General features: G+C 54.6%; 23 protein-coding genes and 2 pseudogenes. 12 read left to right on the top strand and 13 right to left on the bottom strand.

Going from position 1 to position 23,101, the window contains the following annotated elements; genetic code table 11:
- Positions 1 to 21: 21 nt before the first annotated feature.
- Together G7090_RS02745 and G7090_RS02750 are read left to right on the top strand one after the other, a co-directional pair.
- Positions 22 to 1,587 (top strand): annotated as a pseudogene (locus tag G7090_RS02745) (hypothetical protein); the annotation flags it as partial.
- On the top strand, positions 1,584 to 3,701 hold the full coding sequence (locus G7090_RS02750; protein ID WP_166181446.1) for an ATP-dependent helicase: 2,118 nt from the start codon (positions 1,584 to 1,586) through the stop codon (positions 3,699 to 3,701). The pseudogene G7090_RS02745 and the gene G7090_RS02750, both read left to right, overlap by 4 nt.
- 178 nt (positions 3,702 to 3,879) lie before the next feature.
- Here the strand turns inward: G7090_RS02750 and G7090_RS02755 are convergent, their stop codons facing one another.
- From G7090_RS02755 to G7090_RS02765, 3 genes are all read right to left on the bottom strand, one after another.
- Positions 3,880 to 4,470: a bifunctional 2-polyprenyl-6-hydroxyphenol methylase/3-demethylubiquinol 3-O-methyltransferase UbiG gene (locus tag G7090_RS02755; RefSeq protein WP_166181447.1), complete on the bottom strand. Its 591-nt coding sequence runs from the start codon at positions 4,468 to 4,470 to the stop codon at positions 3,880 to 3,882.
- The gene (locus G7090_RS02760) at positions 4,470 to 5,483 is read right to left on the bottom strand and encodes an HNH endonuclease domain-containing protein (protein ID WP_166181448.1); all 1,014 of its coding nucleotides are present in this window, start codon (positions 5,481 to 5,483) and stop codon (positions 4,470 to 4,472) included. The genes G7090_RS02755 and G7090_RS02760 overlap by 1 nt, the downstream gene beginning before the upstream one ends.
- Positions 5,484 to 5,629: 146 nt before the next feature.
- Entirely contained in the window at positions 5,630 to 5,884 is a 255-nt protein-coding gene (locus G7090_RS02765; protein ID WP_166181449.1) for a helix-turn-helix transcriptional regulator, read from the bottom strand.
- Between the two features lie 200 nt (positions 5,885 to 6,084).
- Between G7090_RS02765 and G7090_RS02770 the strand changes: the two genes are divergently transcribed.
- The 3 genes from G7090_RS02770 (at position 6,085) to G7090_RS02780 (ending at position 9,590) form a co-directional block, all read left to right on the top strand.
- Positions 6,085 to 6,393, top strand: a complete 309-nt coding sequence (locus G7090_RS02770) for a helix-turn-helix domain-containing protein (protein WP_166181450.1) — start codon at positions 6,085 to 6,087, stop codon at positions 6,391 to 6,393.
- A 205-nt stretch (positions 6,394 to 6,598) separates the two neighbouring features.
- Positions 6,599 to 7,627, top strand: a complete 1,029-nt coding sequence (locus G7090_RS02775; protein WP_166181451.1) for a hypothetical protein — start codon at positions 6,599 to 6,601, stop codon at positions 7,625 to 7,627.
- A gap of 295 nt (positions 7,628 to 7,922) precedes the next feature.
- On the top strand, positions 7,923 to 9,590 hold the full coding sequence (locus tag G7090_RS02780) for a hypothetical protein (RefSeq protein WP_166181452.1): 1,668 nt from the start codon (positions 7,923 to 7,925) through the stop codon (positions 9,588 to 9,590).
- Between the two features lie 107 nt (positions 9,591 to 9,697).
- On the opposite strand, the gene symE is transcribed toward G7090_RS02780, so the two are convergent.
- Together symE and G7090_RS02790 are read right to left on the bottom strand one after the other, a co-directional pair.
- Positions 9,698 to 10,033, bottom strand: a complete 336-nt coding sequence (gene symE, locus G7090_RS02785) for an endoribonuclease SymE (RefSeq protein ID WP_166181453.1) — start codon at positions 10,031 to 10,033, stop codon at positions 9,698 to 9,700.
- 202 nt (positions 10,034 to 10,235) lie between these two features.
- The gene (locus G7090_RS02790; protein WP_166181454.1) at positions 10,236 to 10,613 is read right to left on the bottom strand and encodes an acyl carrier protein; all 378 of its coding nucleotides are present in this window, start codon (positions 10,611 to 10,613) and stop codon (positions 10,236 to 10,238) included.
- Positions 10,614 to 10,741: 128 nt separating this feature from the next.
- Between G7090_RS02790 and G7090_RS02795 the strand changes: the two genes are divergently transcribed.
- From G7090_RS02795 to G7090_RS02810, 4 genes are all read left to right on the top strand, one after another.
- Positions 10,742 to 11,269, top strand: coding sequence for a hypothetical protein (locus G7090_RS02795; protein WP_166181455.1), 528 nt, complete (start codon positions 10,742 to 10,744; stop codon positions 11,267 to 11,269).
- Positions 11,270 to 11,334: 65 nt separating this feature from the next.
- Complete coding sequence (locus tag G7090_RS02800; protein ID WP_166181456.1) at positions 11,335 to 12,387, top strand: DUF1176 domain-containing protein; 1,053 nt, start codon at positions 11,335 to 11,337, stop codon at positions 12,385 to 12,387.
- A 130-nt stretch (positions 12,388 to 12,517) separates the two neighbouring features.
- A complete protein-coding gene (locus tag G7090_RS02805) occupies positions 12,518 to 12,751 on the top strand; it encodes a type II toxin-antitoxin system CcdA family antitoxin (protein WP_166181457.1) in 234 nt (77 codons plus the stop codon).
- Positions 12,751 to 13,062: a CcdB family protein gene (locus G7090_RS02810; protein ID WP_106996107.1), complete on the top strand. Its 312-nt coding sequence runs from the start codon at positions 12,751 to 12,753 to the stop codon at positions 13,060 to 13,062. Before G7090_RS02805 ends, G7090_RS02810 begins: the two co-directional genes overlap by 1 nt.
- 99 nt (positions 13,063 to 13,161) lie before the next feature.
- Here G7090_RS02810 and csiR read toward each other — a convergent pair whose 3' ends face one another.
- From csiR to G7090_RS02830, 4 genes and pseudogenes are all read right to left on the bottom strand, one after another.
- Positions 13,162 to 13,845 (bottom strand): DNA-binding transcriptional regulator CsiR, encoded by a 684-nt coding sequence (gene csiR, locus G7090_RS02815; RefSeq protein ID WP_166181458.1) that lies wholly within the window; start codon positions 13,843 to 13,845, stop codon positions 13,162 to 13,164.
- 45 nt (positions 13,846 to 13,890) lie between these two features.
- Positions 13,891 to 15,174 (bottom strand): 4-aminobutyrate--2-oxoglutarate transaminase, encoded by a 1,284-nt coding sequence (gene gabT, locus G7090_RS02820; protein WP_166181459.1) that lies wholly within the window; start codon positions 15,172 to 15,174, stop codon positions 13,891 to 13,893.
- A gap of 14 nt (positions 15,175 to 15,188) precedes the next feature.
- Positions 15,189 to 16,637 (bottom strand): NADP-dependent succinate-semialdehyde dehydrogenase, encoded by a 1,449-nt coding sequence (gene gabD, locus G7090_RS02825; RefSeq protein ID WP_166181460.1) that lies wholly within the window; start codon positions 16,635 to 16,637, stop codon positions 15,189 to 15,191.
- Positions 16,638 to 16,660: 23 nt separating this feature from the next.
- Positions 16,661 to 16,912, bottom strand: a pseudogene (locus G7090_RS02830) (L-2-hydroxyglutarate oxidase); the annotation flags it as partial.
- Between the two features lie 82 nt (positions 16,913 to 16,994).
- Between G7090_RS02830 and G7090_RS02835 the strand changes: the two are divergent.
- From G7090_RS02835 to G7090_RS02845, 3 genes are all read left to right on the top strand, one after another.
- Positions 16,995 to 17,279 (top strand): hypothetical protein, encoded by a 285-nt coding sequence (locus G7090_RS02835; RefSeq protein WP_106996114.1) that lies wholly within the window; start codon positions 16,995 to 16,997, stop codon positions 17,277 to 17,279.
- Positions 17,280 to 17,290: 11 nt separating this feature from the next.
- Complete coding sequence (locus G7090_RS02840) at positions 17,291 to 17,686, top strand: hypothetical protein (protein ID WP_207630094.1); 396 nt, start codon at positions 17,291 to 17,293, stop codon at positions 17,684 to 17,686.
- Between the two features lie 139 nt (positions 17,687 to 17,825).
- Entirely contained in the window at positions 17,826 to 18,245 is a 420-nt protein-coding gene (locus G7090_RS02845; RefSeq protein ID WP_166181462.1) for a FosA8 family fosfomycin resistance glutathione transferase, read from the top strand.
- Between the two features lie 84 nt (positions 18,246 to 18,329).
- On the opposite strand, the gene G7090_RS02850 is transcribed toward G7090_RS02845, so the two are convergent.
- Genes G7090_RS02850 through G7090_RS02865 form a run of 4 tightly spaced genes read right to left on the bottom strand, consistent with a single transcriptional unit; the run spans position 18,330 to position 23,076 of the window.
- Positions 18,330 to 19,151, bottom strand: coding sequence for an alpha/beta fold hydrolase (locus G7090_RS02850; RefSeq protein WP_166181463.1), 822 nt, complete (start codon positions 19,149 to 19,151; stop codon positions 18,330 to 18,332).
- Positions 19,152 to 19,181: 30 nt separating this feature from the next.
- Complete coding sequence (locus tag G7090_RS02855; RefSeq protein WP_106995635.1) at positions 19,182 to 20,792, bottom strand: MFS transporter; 1,611 nt, start codon at positions 20,790 to 20,792, stop codon at positions 19,182 to 19,184.
- Entirely contained in the window at positions 20,789 to 21,199 is a 411-nt protein-coding gene (locus tag G7090_RS02860) for a DoxX family protein (RefSeq protein ID WP_370635197.1), read from the bottom strand. The genes G7090_RS02855 and G7090_RS02860 overlap by 4 nt, the downstream gene beginning before the upstream one ends.
- Positions 21,200 to 21,204: 5 nt before the next feature.
- On the bottom strand, positions 21,205 to 23,076 hold the full coding sequence (locus tag G7090_RS02865) for an amidohydrolase (protein WP_106995637.1): 1,872 nt from the start codon (positions 23,074 to 23,076) through the stop codon (positions 21,205 to 21,207).
- Positions 23,077 to 23,101: the final 25 nt, after the last annotated feature.

Raw genomic sequence — 23,101 nt, forward strand, 5'->3', positions numbered from 1 at the left:
TCTAATCCTGGGGGCAGGTCACCAGGGGGGACCGGCTCACTCAAAGAATTGATGAGAACACCTGACAACCTGCTGAAATTACTTGAGCTGGCCTACAAGGCACTAGCGGAATGTAGCTGCAACCATGATACGCATAAAGATGGCTGCTACCGCTGTGTGTACGCTTACCGTGACCGTGGGCGTATGAAGTATGTGTCGAGAGATCAGGCGCGTCTTTTGCTTGCAAAAATCCTTAAGGCCAGCGCGTCGATACGGGCCATTGATTCCATCAAAAACATTTCACTAGATGCCATGATGGGAAGCGAACTGGAAAAACGGTTTATTCACTGCCTGCAAGATAACAAAAACCTTCTCGTGAGCCGAAGTTATGCCCATCAGAATGCAGGCTGGATTATTAATACCCGTACAGAACCAGCGATGAGCTGGCATCTCAAAGCACAGGTTGATTTAGGCGTTAAAGAAGGGATTGGTATCCTCAGCCGACCAGATTATGTGCTCTACCCCCTAATACAGTCAGAGAAGATAAAACCGGTAGCACTTTTCCTTGATGGTTTTGCATTCCATAAGGATAGCGTGTCGGATGATGTCCAAAAACGGCAGGCAATTAAAGACAGCGGGAATTTTTGGGTATGGACAGTGACCTGGGCAGACCTTCAAGAACAAGGACTCAAACATGTTCAGGATGTCATGGGGCTTGGGCATAACCCGGATATGAAACAGCCTAAGTTTTATAACCTGTTCCATGATACAAACTTTGCTACGCTAGAGGGTTCATTCAGGGAGAGAAACAGTTTCGCACTGCTACTTGATTATCTCTCTGATCCCGGTAATCAAACTCTGCTATGGCAGAAAATGGCCGCTGCCTATACCTGGGTGTGGCTGGATCCTAAAAAGTCGCAGGACACCGGAATCAAACAAAAGTACGCCTATGAAATGCAGGAGAACGCTCCTGCTTATCGGTTGAATGCACTTTTGCCTGCTGAACCGTTTGTATTTGGTGGTTTACTGGATAGCTGTAGTTCATCGCAACAGTTCATTGAGCTGGCAGCTGTTGTACCGCAACAAGCCATTAAGCAAAGCACAAGTATCGAACAAATGAGAAATTGGCTAAGGTTGCATATTTGCTTTGACGATCGCTATTCCCAAGATAATGGCTTTGAAGCTGGATTCAACGGTTTCTGGCGGATGGTGAATCTATTGCAGTTCTTGCCAGATATGACGTTTACCAGTCGTAAAGCGGTTAACTCGCCGCAAGAGTCTGGAACGGCAAAAATTGAGACGCCGGTAGTGGCAGAGATTCAGTCTGATGAGAGTTGGGCGGAGATAATTGAGTTTGATTTATTGAGTGCCGAAGAAATCGCTTTGCTTCAGTCATTATCACTACCTGCACCGACAGTCGGATATGAATTACAGAATGACGATGGCGAAATTATTGCGGAAGCCGACCTCGCCTGGCCGTTACAAAAGCAAGCCATGATTATCGATAATCAGGACTTTATTCCTTTATTCGAAAGTAAGGGTTGGCACGTTGCGTGCGGGCCTATTGACGAAAGTACATTGCAACATCTGTTCGGAGGTGACAAATGACGGTTCAAACGCCAATGGTGGCACTTTCTGATGGTTTTCTGGGGGCTTTTGCGCGGATTCCTAAAGCACAGCAAAAAAAGGTCCAGGAATTCATCTCCAAGTTCCGCCAGGATCCGACGAGTAATGGAATTAACTACGAAAAAATCCACGATGCGCGCAGCAATAACGTGCATTCCGTGCGTATTGATCAGACCTACCGGGGAATAGTCCTGAAACCCGAACAGGGGGATCTATATATGCTGATGTGGGTGGATAAGCACGACGAAGCTTATGACTGGGCACGGCGACATGATTGTGCAATTCACCCGGTTACTGGTGCGATTCAGGTGATTGATATCAGCTATATTAAACCCGCCTCCGAACCTGCTGTTGTTGATAAACCCAAACTCTTTACTGCTTACACGGCAGAACAGATCCTCGCGCTCGGTGTTCCTCCTGTGTTTATTGAGCAGGTAATGGCTCTTGTAGATACAGATGAGCTAAATCAGCTAGAAAGCGTGATGCCAGCAGAAGCCTGGGAACCCCTACACTGGCTGGCAGAAGGGCTGGAGTACCAGGAAGTGCTGGAAGAGTTTAACGATCATCATGATGAACCTGTTGATACCAACGACTTTATTGAGGCGATTGAGCGAAGTAAACGTCGCTTCCATGTCGTTGAAAATGAACAGGAGTTACTGCAAATGCTCAATGCGCCACTGGAAAAATGGCGTGTATTCCTGCACCCGAGCCAGCGAAAACTGGTGGAGTCTCCGGCAAATGGTCCGGTACGTGTATTAGGTGGTGCAGGTACGGGAAAAACAGTCGTTGCGATGCATCGTGCTCGTTGGTTATCCCAACGCCTGGCCGATAAACCGGGTAAGAAAATTCTGTTCACGACCTTCACCCGCAACTTGGCGGCTGATATTCGCGCCAACCTCCAGCGTTTGTGTAGTCGTGATGAAATGGCGCGTATTGAAGTTGTTAACATTGATGCCTGGATGAGTGAGCAGCTGAAACGCCATGGATATGATTTCCGCGTGGTGTATAACAACGATGAAGGGCGACGTAAATGCTGGAACTATGCCCTGCAGCAAGTCCCTACTGAAATGGGATTACCAGAGAACTTTTATTCAGAAGAGTGGCAACGTATTGTTCAGCCGAATGCTGTTTATAGCCGTGAAGAATATCTGAAGGTGAGCCGTATTGGTCGTGGCACAGCATTATCACGTATTCAGCGTGCGAAAATCTGGCCTGTATTCGAAGAGTTCCGGGCACAAATGGCGCGTGCCAAACTGCGAGAAATGGGGGATGCCATGCATGAGGCTATTATTCTGTTTAAAGAAAAACAGGTGCAATTGCCTTATAGCAGTATCGTAGTTGATGAGGCTCAGGATATAGGTGCACCGGCCTTTACCCTTCTTCGTAGCCTGGTCCCGGAGTCTCCTAACGATCTCTTTATCGTGGGTGATGGACATCAGCGTATTTACCGCAATAAAGTCGTGCTCGGTCAGTGTGGGATTAACGTTCGTGGGCGTCGTAGTAAGAAACTGAAGATTAACTACCGGACTACAGAAGAGACGCGACAGTTTGCTGTCGGGTTATTAACCGGAGTTAAGGTTGACAACCTGGATGGTGAAACTGATGCCAGCAACGATTATTTATCATTGCTTCACGGTGAAAAACCCATGATTACTCATGCTTCAGATTTTAAAGAAGAGGCTGAGACGCTTATCAAGCAAATTCAGGCACTGTTAGCCAATGATGTTCGTTCCCAGGATATCTGCATTACTTCCCGCACGAGGCATTCGAATGAGCGCTATGTATCAGCTCTGAATGAAGCGGGAATTGAAACTTTTAATTTAGGGAATGATAGTGGCGATAGTGATCAACGGGCTGGTGTTCGCATTGCAACGATGCACCGCATTAAAGGGCTAGAGTTCCAGTATGTGTTCCTTGCGGGTATCAACGATGGCGTTGTTCCGGAAGTAAAAGCAATAGCATCTGACGACCCTATTGAACAGCGCGATGCATTATTTAATGAACGAGCGTTGCTCCACGTGGCTGCAACCCGCGCGGTAAAAGGGCTGTTTGTTTCTTCGTACGGTGTGCCAAGTACGTTATTAACGGTTAAGTAATATTTTTTTGTAAGGGCCAGAAGGGCAAACTTTCCTGGCCTGCATATCAATAGTTTAAGTTAATTAGAACCTGCAGATATAGGTTCATAAAAATTAGTGGATGAGAAGCGATGTGAGGGACTGAAAAACATCAGTTGTATGTTGCCAGCTCAATACCAGCAAGATTGATGACATTACACTATCGTTGGGCTAAGCCCTTACTCAATATTGCATTCAACCAAATTTCATCCCTCTGCGGACGTTTATCCTGAGTCAGCCATAACTCAGCAATCTCAATCTTCTCTACCGCCCCCAATTGCACCCGCAACCCCTTCTCATCCATATCCGTAAACCACCGTCCATCAACCTCCCGCTCACCATCCCCATACTTAAACGACACGTACCATACCCCTCCAGGCTTAAGCGCATCCGCAAGTCTTCGCATCACCCCGGGCAACTCAACCGCCGGAACATGCAAAAGCGAAGCACAGCACCAAATCCCATCAAACTCTTCCTTCCAGTCCACATCCGCAAAGGTCATCAACTGAACCGGCAACCCAGTATGTTCCCGCGCCAGCTCAACCATCGCTGGCGACGCATCAAACGCCTCCACCTGATACCCCATCCCCAAAAACGCCTTCGCATCACGCCCGGAACCGCACCCCGCATCCAGCACCCGCGCCCCCGGGGCAAGATGTTTGGTAAAGGTCTCGTACAGTGAGGACATATCAACATTCACCGTCCCGTCGAAGAAGGTCTGCGCATTGTCCTGATAGTATTTAAGCGTCATTAAAATGTGGCCTCGCCTTCGGCTTTAGGTTCCCAGATATGGAACAGCCTCACTTTGGCAGCGTTCCAGTTATTTTCAAGAAAGTTTTTCCGCGCGGCAGGCTGGTTTCCGGTCTGCTGGACAATGGTTTCATGCAGCGGAAGTTTGCTCTGTATAAAGTACTCGTTGCGGGCATTTAATCGTTGCAGGAGTGTGCGTCCAGGCAGGCGCGCGAACTTCCCTTCAGCACCACGATTACAGCACTGGCAGGCCAACACCAGATTCCACACGCCATTGATATTGGCAACCTCATCGCGGGCGGCCCATGGGATAAAGTGGTCAACGTCGGCCAGGTCAGGATCGCCCGGGGTCAGGCTGATGGGTTTGAAGCAGTAGAAGCAACGTCCTTTCTGGTAGCCGTTTAAACTGTCGCGACAGCTGGTAATATTCACCCGGCGCGCGTTCACATGGCTGAATAGCAACTGATTATCTTCGTCGAACTCAACGCCAACAAGGTTGCGGGACACGCCCATCGCCCAGGCCTGCTCGACCAGGTTCCAGCGTGCAGTGGTTTCATAAGCCAGGTTCTGATACTGCTGACGCTCGCCCAGATGAAAGAAGTTATCCGTCAGGCGGATGCCGTTATTAGTTTTACGCTCATCGATGAAAAAGCGTTTCTCGATCTCACCGCCATTCACATTGTGAAAGGCATCAATCACGTTGGCAAAACCGCGCCGTACCGTAGTTTCAATCAGCTGGTTATGAGAAACCTCGTCGTTATTAAACTGCGCGCAGGTATCCAGAAACTGGCTGCGGCTCGAGGTGATCTGCTTCGGAGCATGTTTCAGGTGTTCGCAAAGATGGCGGCTGAACGGCACGGCGAGTTCGTCGAGGGTGATGATGTCGCTGCCCGTCTTATCAATCTCATACAGGGCATGGGCCAGTGCGAACTTGTAAGATGCGACGTTCTTTCCAAAAAGAATCACCCCGCGCCAGTAGTTCTCCAGCGTAGGGTCAGCCTGGTAAAATTCCATCAATGAAATCCTGTTACGGTGAGGGAGGTAGCTAACTACCGAAACCTGTAACAGGATCACATAACAAATGAAGGGTGATGTAAACCGTGAATCTATCGAATTGATGAATTTGTGAGGTGGTTCAGTGGATGGTACGCGGGCAGGGGTTACGCCACTCTCTTCCTCATCAGTAACCGACGATCCACAAGCTCCCCATCCTTATAATACCGACTCGGCCAGATCTCCTCCGGCGAAACGCCAATCGCCTCAGAGATAATGAGTTCCCCTTTAGGCCACGGCCTCTCAAGCGCGTTAGATAATGTTGAAGAACTCAATCCCGCCTCCCTGGAGAGCGCAGCAAGGGAAGTCCCTTTCTTTCTTAACGATGCGATGATGTCAGCTTTATGCCAGTCCATTTTCATGTGCTTTTCCTTTTGTCAGCTATCTATAAAGAAAAGACTACGTTATTCGTAGCGTAAGGTGAATACTGAAAACTACGTTTATCGTAACTCTGGAAAGAGGATCGAGTTTTTGTGAAATACCAATGTATGAAGGAGAGAAAATTCTAAAGCTACGTTTTGCGTAGTATCCGCTAAGTACAATAACTACGACTATCGTAGTTATGAACGAACTTACTACTCATAATCAAATCTTTAGTCGGCGTCTTAAAGAAGTGCGCCTGGCGAAGGGACTCTCTCAAAAACGTCTCGGTATCCTTGCGGGTATCGATGAGTTTGTCGCAAGCACGCGCATTAACCGGTATGAAAAGGGCGTCCATCAGGCAAACATCGAAGTTGTGCAGCAGCTTTCTGCCGTACTTGAAGTCCCCCTGGCGTATTTCTATACCGAAGATGACGACCTGGCATCGCTACTTATGAGCTGGATAAAAATGGATGCTGAAAAGAAAAAGCGCATTCTGGCGATGATGTGATCCCGTTCATTTTAAACCGCAGCGAGCGGCCAACGGCTTAACATAAAAGCGACCACCGACGCCTTACTTACTTATCTGATTGCTCAGCCTCTCGAAGCCTTCGCCGATATCACTCCAATACCTTTAATCAGGTGACCAAATTTACTCTGCCATTACCATCACCTATATTTTTAATGCACTGCAAGCCGCTCACAGGGAAGGGAAAATGACGCAATACTGGTGGAAAGATTTATTGGATCGGAACAATTGCTGGCAGGGGCTGGAGCTGACGGTCCGGGCTGAGCAGCATCCCGGTCATGCCATGGAGATGCTCAGCGGCCACCATGGGCGCATGGCATTGCAGTTTCAGGGCGAGACGCTGTTCTGGGCCACAGTGTTGAAAGATCATTCCGGCGTCTGGCTGGTCTTTAATGCCGATCATCCCGGTCAGCAGGCGCTATTACCGTCAGTGACCTCGGCAGATGTGGAGTCGGTTAAAGCGCAGGGCGCGCAGGCATGGACAGGCGAATGGTGTCGCTACTTTGCCCGGCGGCTGATGGATTCGCCAGTGCCATTGCTGACTGCGGGCCGTTGGCTGTTAAGGCCTATGGCACCGGTAAGTCACACCGCACAACCCTCTGTACCCATCGCAGACTGGCGATTTGATTCCCCCGCCAGCGCCGGAAATATGGGCTGCGACTGGGTGCTCTATGGCGAGGACTTCCCTGATTTAGCGGATCCGCAAAAAGTCAGGTATGTAGATTGGTGGTGGGGCGGTAATTTGCTGCTGGGACGTTACCCGATAAACACCGATGCGGGGCGGCTGAAATGGTGGCGTAAAAAATGCCGTGAAGGCGCACTGCCGCCGGTGTTGGTCAGGCACATTGCCGGGCTGGCGTCTTTTGTGATCCTTGATGGTCATTATCGTCTGCAGGCGGCCATTGCAGAGGGGATCCCACCGCAGTTTTTGGTGCTCAGTGAACTGCATGAGAGAGAGTTTCCCTCTGATCCGCAGCATCAGGAGCGTATTGTCCATGCGCTGGAGCTACAGCAACGTAAAAACCCCGCATGCAACGTTGAGGGGATAAATCAGACGCTGATTAATCTCTATGATACCCGCTATCTCTATGCTTCAACTCATAGTCGTGCCCTGCTTGGCGACGGAGAAAACTGGGCGCGGGAAATTGAGGCTTATTTGCATAAACATCAGCTTGAGGAATATCTGGGAAGGATCCTTGAGCGGGTGGAGGTTTAAATCGAAAATGCGCTGAGGCTAAGAGCGCTGGCTCCGGCTTCAGTCGATCAGCAACCTTTAAAAAATTGAGGTTATGAGTTTTTTTAGGCCTTTCAGGCGTGGGATGACATTTAATAAAAATGAATTAATTATTGGCTTTACGCGAGGCGTTAATTCAGTTCGATTTCCACTCATTTCGTTTTATATATGCACGATGCGTCATGCTTAATGCCCCCAACTCCGTTTATTAGTAGTTGCCTGACGTAGGCAAAGCCATATCATTCTGCCGAAACAAATCTCAATTTAGGGAATGAAGATGAAAGACGCGTGGCTGGATACGTGCTCTACCACCATCCAAAACTTCGTGGAACGCTCTACGAGGCTACAGCCAGATAATCTTGAACTGGACCTGGTCGAAAAAATCGATTTTGACTACCAGATTAACTTAAGTCTCGATTTTCGTATTAAGGCTACAGAATATACTCAGGTGGGGAGAGTCAGCCCCGGGAGCGGCACGCGGATTTTTACGGGTAATTTCCAGTACAACGAGGCTCTCCAGGCGGAAACCAGCGCGGTCTTGTCCCGGGCAGAAACACTGCGTGAAGCTCACGCGCTGGTCCTTTCCCAGCCTTACGGGGCTCTTGAAAAAGAGCAAGAGATCTATTCCCATCCAACACGCCTCTGTTTAATTGAAAACTGCACTAGCTGCAATGGACGCGGACAGGTCAACTGCTCCTGGTGCTATGGTTCTGGTCGCGTGAGCTGCACCACCTGTGGAGGAAGTGGGCAGGTACTGGAACAGCGAAGCCATTTCGATCACTACACCAATCAGTATCGCACGGAGAGCCACTACCGGATGTGCTACACCTGCACAGGCGGTAAGGTGAACTGCGGCCACTGTAGCGGCTCGGGAAACCAGCGCTGTTCCCCCTGCGACGGAACAGGCGAAACAACCCGCATTACCCGGCTTGCCAGCGTTGCCGTGCCTCGTTACCAGTTGATCTACCATCGTGAAGATGTGCCGACGTTCATTAAAGATGGCCTCTACAAAGCGGGCATCCCGGAACTGGCAAGTTATGGCGCCGTTGAGCTGGCGGATTCCAGTATTGATGAGGGGTTTCGTAACGTTAATTTTATCTACAACGCCAGCGTACCCTTTGCCCGATTTACGAGCCAGTTACGTCAGGCTCAGCTTGCTGAACAACCTGTTAACTGGGTCGTTTACGGTCGTCATCCGCAAATACTGGATGCGGGACATGTCGTTGAGTTGATGCTGAAAAACGATCTCAATGAGCTTGTCTATCGAAGCACAAAAGGGAAGTTGCTGAACCCGCTTGTTGCGGCGGTTAGCCGTAAAACGGTGGCCACCTTTATGGAATCGGAAGCTCACCAGGATATGCTGGATGCGAACCGCGCGGGTAAATCCGGGGAGATGCTCCGCGAAGCGATGAATCGAGGAGTTACCACAACCTATATTGATGAAGCCCTGACCAGCCTGAAAGCCATTACCCAGGCGGTCCAGAACTGGTCGGTGGTGAAGTGGGCAATCTTCAGCGCGGTCGTAATCTATCTGTTTATGCCCCTGTACACGGCCTATGGCGACTTCTGGTTCAACGACATGACAGGACGGGTCTATCTTACCCCGCTCCTGCGCTGGGATAACCAGCATAATTTACTCACTTCCCTGGAAATACTGGCGCGTTACTGTGGCTTATTTATCGCCATCGTTGCCATTGCGATCGCTTTCCTGGGTTATTTATGGCGCAGGGGATGGGTCCGCTGGCGAATGGGTCAGCATCTGGCTAAGTGGGCGGTTAACAGGAAGATTTTACGTAGCGGCTGGTTCATGAGCTTTATTTTGACAAGCCTGCTCACAACGTCCCTGTTACTGTTTTTCCCGATCTGGGTGACAAATGAGGGTGAACTGTTTGGGCAGTATTCCATAATTGAATTCATTCGCTGGAGTGTTCAGTTTATAAAATAATATGACCCGGGCTTCCGGTATGTTTTCAGGAAGCCTCGCTTTTTACCCATCAGCCCGTTTTCTACAAACATGAAAGGCGCCCACCGGCGCCTTACTCATTCCATCGTTTAGTCTGCCTTTCGAAGCTTCCCGGAGATCACCCCAACAAAGTCCATCACCTGCTGTTGCTTCTGGTCCGACAGTTGGCTCACCTCACGCATCAGCGTCTCTATCTCCGGCTCTCCCTGCCGGGACGTCAGGATCATGCAGCCCTTCATTACCTTCACGTCCACCTTCGTTCCGGTGCTAAACCCGGCTTCATTGAGCCACAGGCCTTTCATGATAAACGCTGGGATGCGGGTGTAATCTCCATACCGCGTCGCATAACTCACGGTAAATACGCGGTCGTCAGCTTCAAATACTTCTGGTTGCAGTGATTCTGCAATACAATCGATATCAGTCATAATTACTATTCCTTCTAAATAGTGATTGTGATGAGCAATACGGGCATGTTGGCGCATGCCCGTATTGCGTTAAATAACACCTGTAAATTTACCCAGTAAATAAAAATATGTCCAGAGTAATATAAAACGTAATAAGCGCGATTAGACGGCTTTTAGCTATTAATATAATGAATGGCTTAATGCTGTATTAGTGATAATAAATTTATATACGTTCAATCCTGTTTTGCTCTCTAACAGCTTCAACTATTACACGATGCAATTTACCTACTGTGACATCCCGAATAACCGGCTTCGGTATGCCGCGTAGCCAGTCAACAAACCGGCAGATGCCAAAAAGATCAAGTCCTTCACCGGTAAACAGGTACTCATCCTCGGCGAGCGAGAACCTGTTACGGAAGCTATTATCCTCAGTATCAAATGAAATAGTAAAGGCTTGTTCACAGGCCTCTAAAAGGTCTATGCCATCGTCGCCACAGATATGCAGGTCCTCTTCAACGCGTGAATTCCCGTCGATAGGTTTGCGATAAGGCCCGAAGTTTTCCTGAATGATCTCAATAACCTGCTCAAGTGTTGGTTCCATAAAGACAATCTCCCTTTAATCAATCATCCTGGTACTGAAATAAGAATCTATCCAGACGGTTAATATGGAGTGATTAATATAAACCTTTTACCATAGCGTGCATATTATTCAGGCGCATCAGGTGGAGCATGTTTTTACAGGGAATATGGACATCAATCAGGATCGTACTTTTCTTTATCGTCATGCTAGCTGTCGCATGGGGGATGCCCTATGAAGATCTCGTGGATACCTTCATCTACACGCACATAAGTTACTCTGAAGCAGAGAAAATTACGAAACAGATATTAGGCGAACCCTATCCTGAACCCTATGATTCAATCAGCGATTACATAAGCCTTATCATCAACACGCTAATCAGCGTTCCTTTAATGGGTGTGATTATTAGCGCTTATAACGCTATTACCCGTAAAACGAAGTCTGCTGAGCTTCCAAAAGAGTGGGCGTTATCCATATTAAGGCGATTCGGGAAAATAGCTCTTTTTACCTTTCTGTTTTGGGCGCTGCTCCGTTTGCTGCCCTATGATATGATTTTTCCTGCCGGTGAGACACACTCCAACTTTGTTATGACAGTTGCCTTTGGCTTTCATCTGCTGTCTGCCGTTTTTGGCTACAGATTCATTACGAAAATAATTAAAAGCGCTTCTAAAACGCCATAATATTTGGATTATTCGCAGGCGCATTAGGGTCAAACTACAGGTATTACCCATTACGGAGAGATGACATGAAAAACGGATTTCGGACAGGATTATTGGCTCTGGCGATACTGAGCGCCCCAGGAATAGCGCAACAAAGCGGCGTATCCTTCAGCCATAAGGACTGGGAAGTCGTGTGCGATAACACGCTGACCTGCCGGGCTGCAGGGTACACTTCTGAAGACGGAATCGGTGGGTCGGTATTGTTCACCCGTCAGGCTGGAGCAAATACTGCTGTCTCGGGAGAAGTAATGTTGGCGGAAATGAGTGAAAGCGATGTTATGCCTGAAAAACTGACGCTCTGGATCAATGACCAGCCAGCAGGAGAAGTGAAGTCTGAAAAAGAGGGCTGGACACTGTCGGCCATACAGACCCAGGGCATTATTACGGCGGTCAAAGGCAGCGGGAAAGTGGAGTTTAAAGGTGGACCCGATCCGTTCGTGCTTTCGGGTGATGGGGCCTATGCCGTCCTGCTGAAAATGGATGATGTTCAGGGGCGGCTCGGAACGCCAGGCGCGCTGACCAAAAAAGGCGATAAACCGGAAAGCAACGTCCGGGTTGCCGTTCCTGCTCCGGTTATTCACCCGGTTAAGCCTGAGAAATCGCAAGAAAGACCCCTCACTGCGCCTGAGCTGGCAGTATTGAAGCCAAAACTTCTGGCAACGCTTAATGAGGATGGCGACTGCGATCGCATCCAGCCTACCGAGGATGAAGAGGCAGAAAAGATCAGCCTGACACCACTGGATGATGCGCACTCCCTGATTTCTGCGCTCTGTTGGCGGGCGGCGTATAACGAAGGTAAAGGTTACTGGGTGGTTGATAGCAAGCTTGAGGGAAAACCAGAACTGATCACGGTTTCCGGCTCTGATCATGATGTGGGTAAGATTTACATGAGTCAGAAAGGGCGCGGCCTCGGAGATTGCTGGGGCATGGCAAGCTGGATTTGGGATGGTGAGACATTCCGCAAAAGCCGCGAAGCCACGACCGGGATGTGCCGTAATTTGCACCTCGGGGGCACCTGGGATTTACCTACCTGGGTGGCGGATGTTAAGCCCGCAGGTAAGGGAAATAGCGCCCCTTAGTCATTATTCCTGACGTTCTGATACGGCCTTCCGATTATCTTGTGGGAAGGTTGTGCTTAAAGGCAGATTGCTTTCACTGGCGGACCAGCCATAATGGGTATGTACCGCAATACGTATAAAGGTAAATATCATGATTCGTACAGAACCAAAAAGAGCCGTTACCCTGACCGTGGACCCGGCCCTCTATGATGAAGTGAAGCAATCTGGGGCGAACATATCCGCTCTCCTTAATAAAGCATTGCTCGACGAACAGAAACGGCTGCAGGCCGCTCGCTGGACAGAAGAGAACAGGGAAGGGCTGGAAGAGATGCGCCGCTTCTTTGAAACCCACGGCCGTTTTTCTGACGAACTAGGGAAGCTGTGATGCAATTCTGCGTTTACCGCAATAAAGGAAAGAACAAGGCCTATCCGTACCTGCTGGAGGTGCAGTCCCCACTGGCGGATGATTATCTGGGGGCGAAGCTGGTGATCCCGCTCGCGAAAAGTGATTTTTTCTCCAGCAAAATACCTGAGCGGATGTTCCCGCTGGTAGTCATCAACGGGCAGCAATACCGCCTTATTACGGCCGATATTGTGGCCGCGCCAAATGAACTTTTTGGGGATAAGGTGGCGGACCTGCGCCACCAGAGCGACCTGATTAAAGGCGCGATTGACTTTATGTTTTACGGGTTCTGACGGGGCGCGGCGCATCTGCATCCGCCAGTGCCGCATCGCTTTCAGGCCCACAAACACGCATCCACTTCAAAGTGCCTGTTTTAAGGTGCATTTCCCTCTTCAGGTCGCCAGACCCACCCCCATCGCCCCCCTAATTATCGGAATCGGCGTCAGCAAATGCTGATACATCAGCTCCCCCGCCTTATCCGCATCCCGCGCCAGCACCGCATCCATCAGCTTCTGATGCTCCACGTGCTTCTCCTCCAGCATCGCCACCGACAGCACAGTCTTCCTTAGCCACACATACCGATACCGCGCCGCCAGATCAAACAGCCGCTCCCGCATCTGCATCAGATACTGCGACCCACATCCCACCACCATCGCCGTATGAAATGCCTGATGGCGCTGGTCCCACTCGTCCAGCATGGTCTCGCTGGCGTCGCGGGATTCCAGCTTGTTCAGCAGATGCATCCGGGCGAGGAGGTCGGCTTCCCACTCTTCACCGCCGCGCTCGATGGCGAGGCGCACCAGCATCGCCTCCATATTGGCGCGGGCATCAAAGATATCGAGCAGCTCCTGTTCGGACATGGGGGCCACCCGGTAGCCTTTCTGGTTAATGACCGTGACCAGCCCCTCGGCAACCAGCTGCGACAGCGCTTCGCGCAGCGGGCCGACGCCCAGTTCATACCGGGAGGTCAGCAGGCTCATCCGCAGCTTCTCATCCGGGTGATACACCCCGCGGATAATGTCGTTCTTCAGCCAGCGGTAGCCGTCGATGGCCGTTGCCTGAGAAATGATGGTCATGGTCGTGCTCCTTGAATACGGCCCGGCCTGCGCCGGGCGTAAAGATTAACCCTGCTTCGCCTCGTCAAAACACGCGGCGATAATCGCCAGCCCCTGTTGGAGCTGCGCCTCTTCCACGGTCAGCGGCACCAGGATGCGCAGCACGTTATGGTACGGGCCACAGGAGAGCAGGATCAGCCCTTTGTCCCGCGCCCGGGTCACAATCTGCGCCGTCAGGGCGGCGTCCGGCTTATGGTGGTCGCCCTCTTCAAACAGCTCGATGGCGATCATCGCCCCCAGACCGCGAACGTCGCCGATCTCAGGGTGTTTTTCAGCGATAGCCAGCAGCCCTTCGCGCAGGGTGTTACCCAGCTTGTTGGCTTTGCCCAGTAGATCTTCTTGCTCGAAGACCTTGATTACCGCCAGCGCGGCGGCACAGGCGATCGGGCTCCCGGCGTAGGTGCCGCCCAGCCCGCCCGGGGCGATGGCATCCATTACTTCGGCACGGCCGGTGACGCCCGCCAGCGGGAAGCCGCCGGCAATGGATTTGGCGAAGGTGGTGATATCCGCCGCCACGCCCATCTGCTCCATGGCGAAGAAGGTCCCGGTACGGCCCGCGCCGCTCTGTACTTCATCGGCGATCAGCATGATGCCGTGCTCGTCGCACAGGTCGCGCAGGCGCTGCATAAAGGTAGGGGAGGTGGCATAGAATCCGCCTTCACCCTGCACGGGTTCGATCACGATGGCGGCGATATCTTCCGGCGCGGCATCGTTCTTGAAGATGCGATGGATACTGGCGATGGCGTCGTCATCGCTGATGCCGTGCAGGGCGCAGGGATAGAGCGCGCGATAGACGTGGCCCGGCATCAGTCCCATGCCCGCCGAGTAAGGGTTCACTTTCCCGGTCAGCGACAGGGTGTAGTGGGTGCGGCCATGGTAGGCCCCGGTAAAGGCGATGGTGCCGTTGCGCTTAGTCGCCGCGCGGGCAATCTTCACCGCGTTCTCGACCGCTTCGGAGCCGGTGGTCACCAGCAGGGTCTTTTTAGGAAAATCCCCCGGCACTTTCTGGTTCAGGGTTTCACAAAGCTCCAGATAGGGTTCATAGGCCAGCACCTGGAAGCAGGTGTGCGACAGCTTTTTCAGCTGCTCTTCCACGGCGCTGACCACCTCCGGGTGCAGATGCCCGGTGTTCAGCACCGCAATGCCTCCGGCGAAATCAAGATACTCACGGCCTTCGACGTCCCACACCCGGCAGTTCTCGGCCCGGGCGGCAAAAATCGGGTGGATCTGACCCACGCCGCGGGGCACGGCATTGCTACGACGCTGCATTAACTCTTTGTTGGTGCTCATTGGATGCTCCTGAATTAAAGGCCGATGCACATATATTTGATTTCTAAGTAATCTTCGATGCCGTATTTAGAACCTTCCCGACCCAGGCCGGAGGCTTTAATGCCGCCGAACGGGGCGACTTCGTTGGAGATAATCCCGGTGTTGATCCCGACGATGCCGTACTCCAGCGCCTCGCCGACGCGAAACACGCGGCTCAAATCGCGGGCATAGAAGTAGGCGGCGAGGCCGAACTCGGTGTCGTTAGCCATATGGATCACGTCGGCTTCATCTTTAAAGCGGAACAGCGGCGCCAGCGGGCCGAAGGTCTCCTCTTTGGCCACTTTCGCATCACCGGGTACATCTACCAGAATAGTCGGTTGGAAGAAGTTGCCGCCGAGTTTATGCAGCGATCCGCCGGTAATAATCCGCGCGCCTTTCTCCACCGCGTCGGCAATGTGTTCTTCGACCTTATCCACCGCCTTGCTGTCGATCAGCGGCCCGATGGTCACGCCCTGGGTCAGGCCGTCGCCGATCTGCATTTTATCCACCGCCTGCTGGAGTTTTTCGGCAAAGCGGTCGTAGACGCCGTCCTGCACGTACAGGCGGTTGGCGCAGACGCAGGTCTGCCCGGCGTTGCGGAACTTCGAAGCCAGCGCCCCTTCCACGGCTTTATCGAGGTCGGCATCGTCAAAGACAATAAAGGGCGCGTTGCCCCCCAGTTCCAGCGAGACCTTTTTGATGTCCTTCGCGCACTGGGCCATCAGCTGACGGCCAATCTCGGTCGAGCCGGTAAAGGAGAGCTTGCGCACCAGCGGGTTGCCGGTCAGCTCGTTGCCGATATCGGACGCCGAACCGGTCACCACATTGAACACGCCTGCCGGGATCCCGGCGCGGTGGGCCAGTTCGGCCAGTGCCAGCGCGGAGAACGGCGTCTGGCTGGCGGGTTTGAGCACCATGGTGCAGCCGGCTGCCAGGGCCGGGCCGGCCTTACGGGTGATCATCGCCGCCGGGAAGTTCCACGGGGTGATGGCCGCCGTCACGCCAATCGGCTGTTTAATCACGATCAACCGCTTGTCCGCCTGATGGCCCGGAATGGTATCCCCGTAGACGCGTTTTCCCTCTTCGGCGAACCACTCTATAAAGGAGGCGGCATAGCCGATCTCACCTTTGGCTTCCGCCAGCGGTTTGCCCTGCTCGAGGGTCATCAGCCGGGCCAGATCGTCCTGGTTGGCCATCATCAAATCGAACCAGCGGCGCAGGATAGTGGCGCGCTCTTTGGCAGTGAGCGCTCGCCAGGCGGGCAGGGCGCGGTTCGCGGCCTCAATCGCCTCGCGGGTCTCGTCGGCGCCCATTTTCGGCACGCTGCCCAGGGTCTCGCCGTTCGCCGGGTTGGTCACGGCGATCGTCTCCTGACGGGTGGCGTCGCACCACTCTCCTTCTATATAAGCCTGCTGGCGGAATAAGCTGGGATCGTTGAGTTGCATGATGGCTTCCTGTCTCAGAATGATTAACGGGTAAACGCGGCATGTAAGGTCTCCACACTCCCGGCTGCCCGCAGCGAACGCCCGGGGTTGTGCTGACTGGCGAGCAGGGTCTGAACCTTGCTCACAATATGGGCACCAATCGGGATCGCCGAGGTCGCCGCCGGAGAGGGGGCATTACAGGTATGGATGGTGCGCGGCGTGGTGACAAATAAAAAGTCGTCGATCAGCTTACCTTCTGGCGAAACTGCCTGCGCCCTCACACCCGCAGGCCAGGGCAAGGGGATATACATTCTATATGGATCATTTTTTCGCCTCTCTATATACTTTGCATATAGCTGTAAAGAAGAGAGGATAATCATGCCCACCCCAACCCGTACCGCGCCGAAAAAATTCCTGTTTCAGCTCCGTTCCGTTGATAACGAATTTGGCGTCAGCGAGGACACCTTTGCTCGTCTGATGGCTGAGCTTTCCCTGAACCAGACCGAGTTGGTCCATAAGGCGTTACGCAACCTCGCCAAAGAGGTGCTGCCCGCCTACCAACAGGACGATGGCCCGCTGACCGATGCACAACATGCCGCCGTCAAGAAACTGTCAGGACTCGATATTGCCGAGGACGATCTGGACTCTCCATTATTTAAATAAGCAGGATGCTTATGATTAATAATTACAACCCGTTACCGGCAATCGGTGACATTATCTGGTGTAAGTTTCCTCAACATGAGGATCTGGGGCATCCGGGGCCAAAAGCGCGCCCCGGTCTGATTTTAAATGTCTTCCCGGATCTCCATGCCGTCCTGATCGTCTACGGCACATCCCGAACGGAACCTGTCTATAAAGGCGAGTTTGTGATCGATACCCAGCTTGAAACGGCAGGGCTGAGCTGGCCGACGAAGTTTGATCTTAATCGGCTGCAAAAGCTGCCTTTCAATACGGAGTGGTTTGCAGTTGCGCCGGGCGTGGAGATCGCTACGCCGTTGCCCAAAATGGGCGTCATCCCGCCAGTGTTTATTCCGGTTATGCGTGCCGCCTGGGCTAAAAGAGGGCAGTAGGCATTGCCCGGCGGCGCTTCGCTTGCACGGGCCTACGAGTTTTGTAGGCCGGATCGCTACGCGCCACCCGGCGTTTCTATTTATACGTCGATAAACATGCTAAAGAAGTGACATTAACCCTTATCCAGGACTAGCCCCCATGCTCCACGCCCTCAACCATGTGACCCTCGCCGTCAGCAATCTGCCGGCCAGCATCGCTTTCTGGCGCGATCTTCTCGGTCTGCGCCAGCACGCCGAATGGCACACCGGGGCGTATCTCACCTGCGGCGATCTCTGGCTCTGCCTGTCATATGATGAAACCCGAAAATTCGTCCCGCCGCAGAGCAGCGACTACACCCACTACGCCTTCTCCATCGCGCCAGAACACTTCGAAAGCTTCACGCAAAAGCTCAGGGACGCTGGCGTCACCGTCTGGAAAGAGAACAAAAGCGAAGGGGAGTCGTTCTACTTTCTTGACCCGGACGGGCATAAGCTGGAACTGCACGTGGGGGATCTCGCCGCGCGGCTGGCGGCGTGTCGGCAGAAGCCTTATGCGGGAATGGTCTTTACGTCAGCCTGATGCCCGGCGGCGCTGCGCTTGCACGGGCCTACAAACGGAAGTAGGCCGGGTAAGCGTAGCGCCACCCGGCGTTAAGCGCTGAACTTACAGCGATTTCACAAACGTCAGCAGATCTTCGTTCAGCTGGTCCTGATGGGTCAGCGCAAAGCCGTGCGGTGCGTTGTCATACACCTTCAGTTCCGCCTTGCTAATCAGCTCCGCCGCCACTTTGCCGGTGGTTTCGAACGGTACGATCTGGTCGTTGCTGCCGTGGATCACCAGCGTCGGCACGTCGACTTTCGCCATATCCGGGCGGAAGTCGGTTTCGGCGAAAGCGGTTACGCAGTCGAGGGTGCCTTTCAGCGACGCCAGCAGGGCGATGTTCAGGGTCTGGGTCAGGCCGCCTTCAGAGACGTTCTGCCCGGCGTTGAGGCCGTAGAACGGGGTGGCGAAATCGCTGATAAACTGGGCGCGATCTTTCAGCAGTCCGTCACGAATACCGGCGAAAACAGACTGATCCACACCCTGCGGGTAAGAGTCGGATTTGCCAAAGATCGGCGTTACCGCACCCAGCAGCGCCAGGCCCGCCACGCGTTCTGTGCCGTAAGTGCCGATATAACGGCTCACGTCGCCGCCGCCCATTGAGAAGCCCACCAGCGTCACGTCGCGCAGATCCAGCGTGGTGATCAGGTCATTAATGTCGGACGCAAAAGTGTCATAGTCGTAACCGTTCCACGGCTGATCCGAACGGCCAAAGCCGCGGCGGTCGAAGGCGATGGCACGGAAACCGCGCTCAGCCAGATAGTTAAGCTGGCTGTCCCACATGTCGGCATCCAGCGGCCAGCCGTGGCTGAACAGAACCGGTTTACCTGCACCCCAGTCTTTGTAGTAAATCTGAGTACCATCTTTCGCTTTAATCGTCGCCATAGTCTCTTCCTCAAAAAGTTATTTTAGGTTTTAAACCGGCGCCACCATGTAACGGGTCGCCGGGGGTGCATCGCCCTGATGAAAAGCCAGCACGCGGCTTTGCAGCAGGTGGTCATTCATGGTGTGACGCTCCTGCAGGCGCAGGTGTTCCACCCAGGATCCCATCAGGAAGGTCTCGATATAGAGACCCGGCTGGTCGATATCTTCATACACCGCCCAGCTGATGGCGCCCGCGCGGCGGCGCACCCGGCGCAGCTCGTGGACGGCCTGCAGGAAATCGCTTACCGCTTCAGGATCAATCAGATACTCACAGGAGACCAGCACCGGGCCGCGCTCGTTGGGGATGCTCTCCCGCGCGTCGTCGGCAATCAGGCCGCTGGTATCGAGGTTCAGGTTGGGATCTTTCTCCAGCTTCCAGCGCAGCGCCGTGGCGCTGGCCAGCAGCATCCCGATCGTCGCCACACAGAGTGACGTGGCGGTGTTAACGTGCGAGGCAATCTGTCCCCATATGGCGCTGCCTGCGGTCATCGAGCCGAAAAAGACCGTCAGATAGACCGCCAGCGCGCGGGCTTTTACCCAGCGTGCGGCGCTGCGCTGCGCCCCCAGGTTGAGGGTGGAGAGCACCGCAATCCACGCAAAGCCGGTGAAGAACTCAAACAGGTTCAGCAGCCAGAAGTGGCGCACAAAGGCCAGAGCCAGCATGGTGAGGGCGAAGACCAGGCTTGCCGCCACCATCAGCTGGTCGGCGTTCAGACGCTGGCGCAGACGCGGCAGCAGCACCGCCCCGGCAATCGCCCCCAGCCCGATGCAGGCCAGCATAATGCCGTACCCCGCCGGACCGAGGCCCAGCTCGCGACGCGCCACCAGCGGCAGCAACGCCCAGCCCGCGCTGGCGAAGACGAAGAACGCCACGGTGCGGATCAAGACGTTACGCAGCACCGGAGCAGCGTGGACGTAGCGCACCCCGGCGCGCACCGCCGAGAAGAAGTGCTCCGGCGGCAGGCGCTGCACGGATGCCGCAGGCTTCCAGCGCCACAGCACCCAGGCCACGCCCAACACCGACAGGGCGTTGAGCATAAACACCATCCACGGCCCGGCCAGCGAGAGCAAAAAGCCCCCCAGCGCCGGGCCGATGGCGCGACTGATGTTCACCCCGAGCGAGTTCAGCGCTACCGCCGGGCCCAGCTCCGCCTTGCTCACCAGATCCGGCACCACTGCCTGGAACGGCGGCGAGCTCATGGCGCTGCCGACGCTCAGCAGAAACGCCGCGGCCAGCAGCACCGTCGGCGTGACCTGCCCGGTAAAGCTCAGAACCGCCAGCCCCGCGGCGGCAATAAACATCCACAGCTGGGAGAAGAGCAGATATTTACGCCGGTCGACGATGTCCGCCATCACCCCGGAAGGCAGGGCGAAGAGGAACATCGGCAGGCTGCTCGCCGCCTGCACCAGGGCGATATCCAGCGGATCGGCGCTCAGCGTCAACATGCTCCAGTTGACCCCCACGTCGCTCATCCAGGAGCCAACGTTGGAGACCACCGTGGCGATCCACAGCATGCGGAATACCCGCTGGTGCAGCGGCTGCCAGGTGGACATCGTCGGGGCAGGCGGATGCTCCACGTGCGCGTCGGTAATCTGGGTCATGCGAATCTCTCCGTAACACGCGAGCGTACCCGCCACGCGCCGGGGCCGGTGATCGCCAGCGTCGTAAAGATGATCAGCAGCAGCCAGCCAAACTGGCCTTCAGCAATCGACCAGCCCGGATGCACCACCAGCATCGCCACCAGCAGCACGGCGATGATCGGTACGCAGGCCAGCCGGGTCGCCACGCCGAACAGGATCAGGATCGGGCAGATCACTTCGGCGACGATCGCCGGGATCAGGCTGAAATACGGCCCGAAGCCAAAGGGATCTTCGATCCGCGTCAGTTCTTCGCTGAAATGCAGCACCTTCGGCAGGCCATGCACGTAGAGCAGCAGCAGGCTACCGGTGATGCGCAGGAAGAACAGCCCCAGGTCAATCCGGGGCAGGGTCTGTGTGTGTGAGTTCATCATGATTAAAACGCGAAGCAGCTGCAGCCCAGCGCTCCCCAGAAGGCGTTATCGTCGGACACCGGCATCTCTGCGCTGCGGGCGAAATCATGCCCGTGGTTATGCACCCCGCACGGGCCGCTGCAGTGGTGCACAGCCTGCATTCCCACGCGGGTGGCCTGCGGTGGCGCGCTGCGGTAGTGGCCTGGTACCTTGACCACCGGCGACCACTCCGGCAATACCGGGATGGATGGCGGGGCCAGCGGGCCGAAGCTGCCTGCGGCGTAGACGATGTTGCCATCCACCACGGTCAGCACCGACTCGATGCCTTTGATCTCCTCTTCCGGCACGCGGAAGAAGTCTTTGCTCAGCACCGCGAGATCCGCGAGCTGGCCTTTTTTGATCTGGCCTTTCTGGCTCTGCTCGTTGGAGAACCACGCGCTGCCCTGGGTCCAGAGCATCAGGGCGGTGTCGCGATCCAGACGGGCGCTATGATCGTACATCTGCATCCCGCCTACGGTGCGGCCGGAGACCAGCCAGTAGAGCGCGGTCCACGGGTTGTAGCTCGCCACGCGGGTAGCGTCGGTGCCCAGACCTACCGGCACGCCGGTCTCCAGCATCCGGGTGACCGGTGGCGTGTGGCGCACCGCTTCCATCCCGTAACGCTCGGCGAAGTACTCGCCCTGGAAAGCCATGCGGTGCTGCACGGCGATGCCGCCGCCGAGGGCCTTGATGCGGTCGATGTTGCGCTGGGTGACGGTCTCGGCGTGGTCGAAGAACCAGTGCAGGCCGTCGAACGGGATCTCGCGGTTAACTTTCTCGAAGACGTCCAGCATGCGGCTGATGGACTCATCGTAGGTGGCGTGCAGGCGGAACGGCCAGCGGTGCTCCACCAGATGGCGCACCACGCGCTCCAGCTCGTCCTCCATGCCAGGGGCCAGATCCGGGCGCGGCTCGAGGAAATCTTCGAAGTCGGCAGCGGAGAAGACCAGCATTTCGCCCGCGCCGTTATGGCGGAAGAAGTCGGTGCCCTGGCCCGGCTTGAGCATATCGGTCCACTTCTCGAAATCTTCCAGCTCGTGGCCAGGACGCTGGGTAAACAGGTTGTAGGCGATGCGGATCGTCATCTGCTTTTTCTCGTGCAGCTCGGCGATCACCTCGTAGTCTTCCGGGTAGTTCTGGAAACCGCCGCCCGCATCAATGGCGCTGGTCAAGCCCAGACGGTTCAGCTCGCGCATAAACTGGCGGGTGGAGTTCACCTGCTGTTCCAGCGGCAGTTTTGGCCCTTTGGCGAGGGTAGCGTAGAGGATCATGGCGTTCGGACGGGCGATCAGCATCCCGGTCGGGTTGCCGTTGGCGTCGCGCTGGATCTCACCACCCGGTGGGTTCGGCGTATCTTTGGTATAACCCACCACCTTCAGCGCCGCGCGGTTGAGCAGGGCGCGATCGTACAGGTGCAGGATAAAGACCGGGGTATCTGGCGCGGCGGCGTTGATCTCGTCCAGGGTCGGCATCCGGCGCTCGGCAAACTGAAACTCGTTCCAGCCGCCCACCACGCGGACCCACTGCGGAGACGGGGTGCGCAGGGCCTGCTCTTTCAGCATCCGCAGGGCGTCAGCCAGCGACGGCACGCCTTCCCAGCGCAGTTCGAGGTTGTAGTTCAGCCCGCCGCGGATCAGGTGCAGGTGCGAGTCGTTCAGACCGGGAATAGCGGTGTGGCCTTTCAGATCCACCACTTTGGTAGCGTCGTCGTGGTACTGCATCACCTCGGCAACGGTGCCCACTTCAAGGAATTTGCCGTCGCGCACGGCCACGGCTTCGGCAAGCGGGTTTTCACGATCGACGGTATGAAACTGGCCATTCACCAGAATCAAATCTGCTTTAGCAGAGGAAGTCATAACTGCTCCTGACTGAGAGGGGAAA

The sequence above is a fragment of the Leclercia sp. 29361 genome, from assembly GCF_011290365.1.
GTDB classification, from domain to species: domain Bacteria; phylum Pseudomonadota; class Gammaproteobacteria; order Enterobacterales; family Enterobacteriaceae; genus Enterobacter; species Enterobacter tamurae.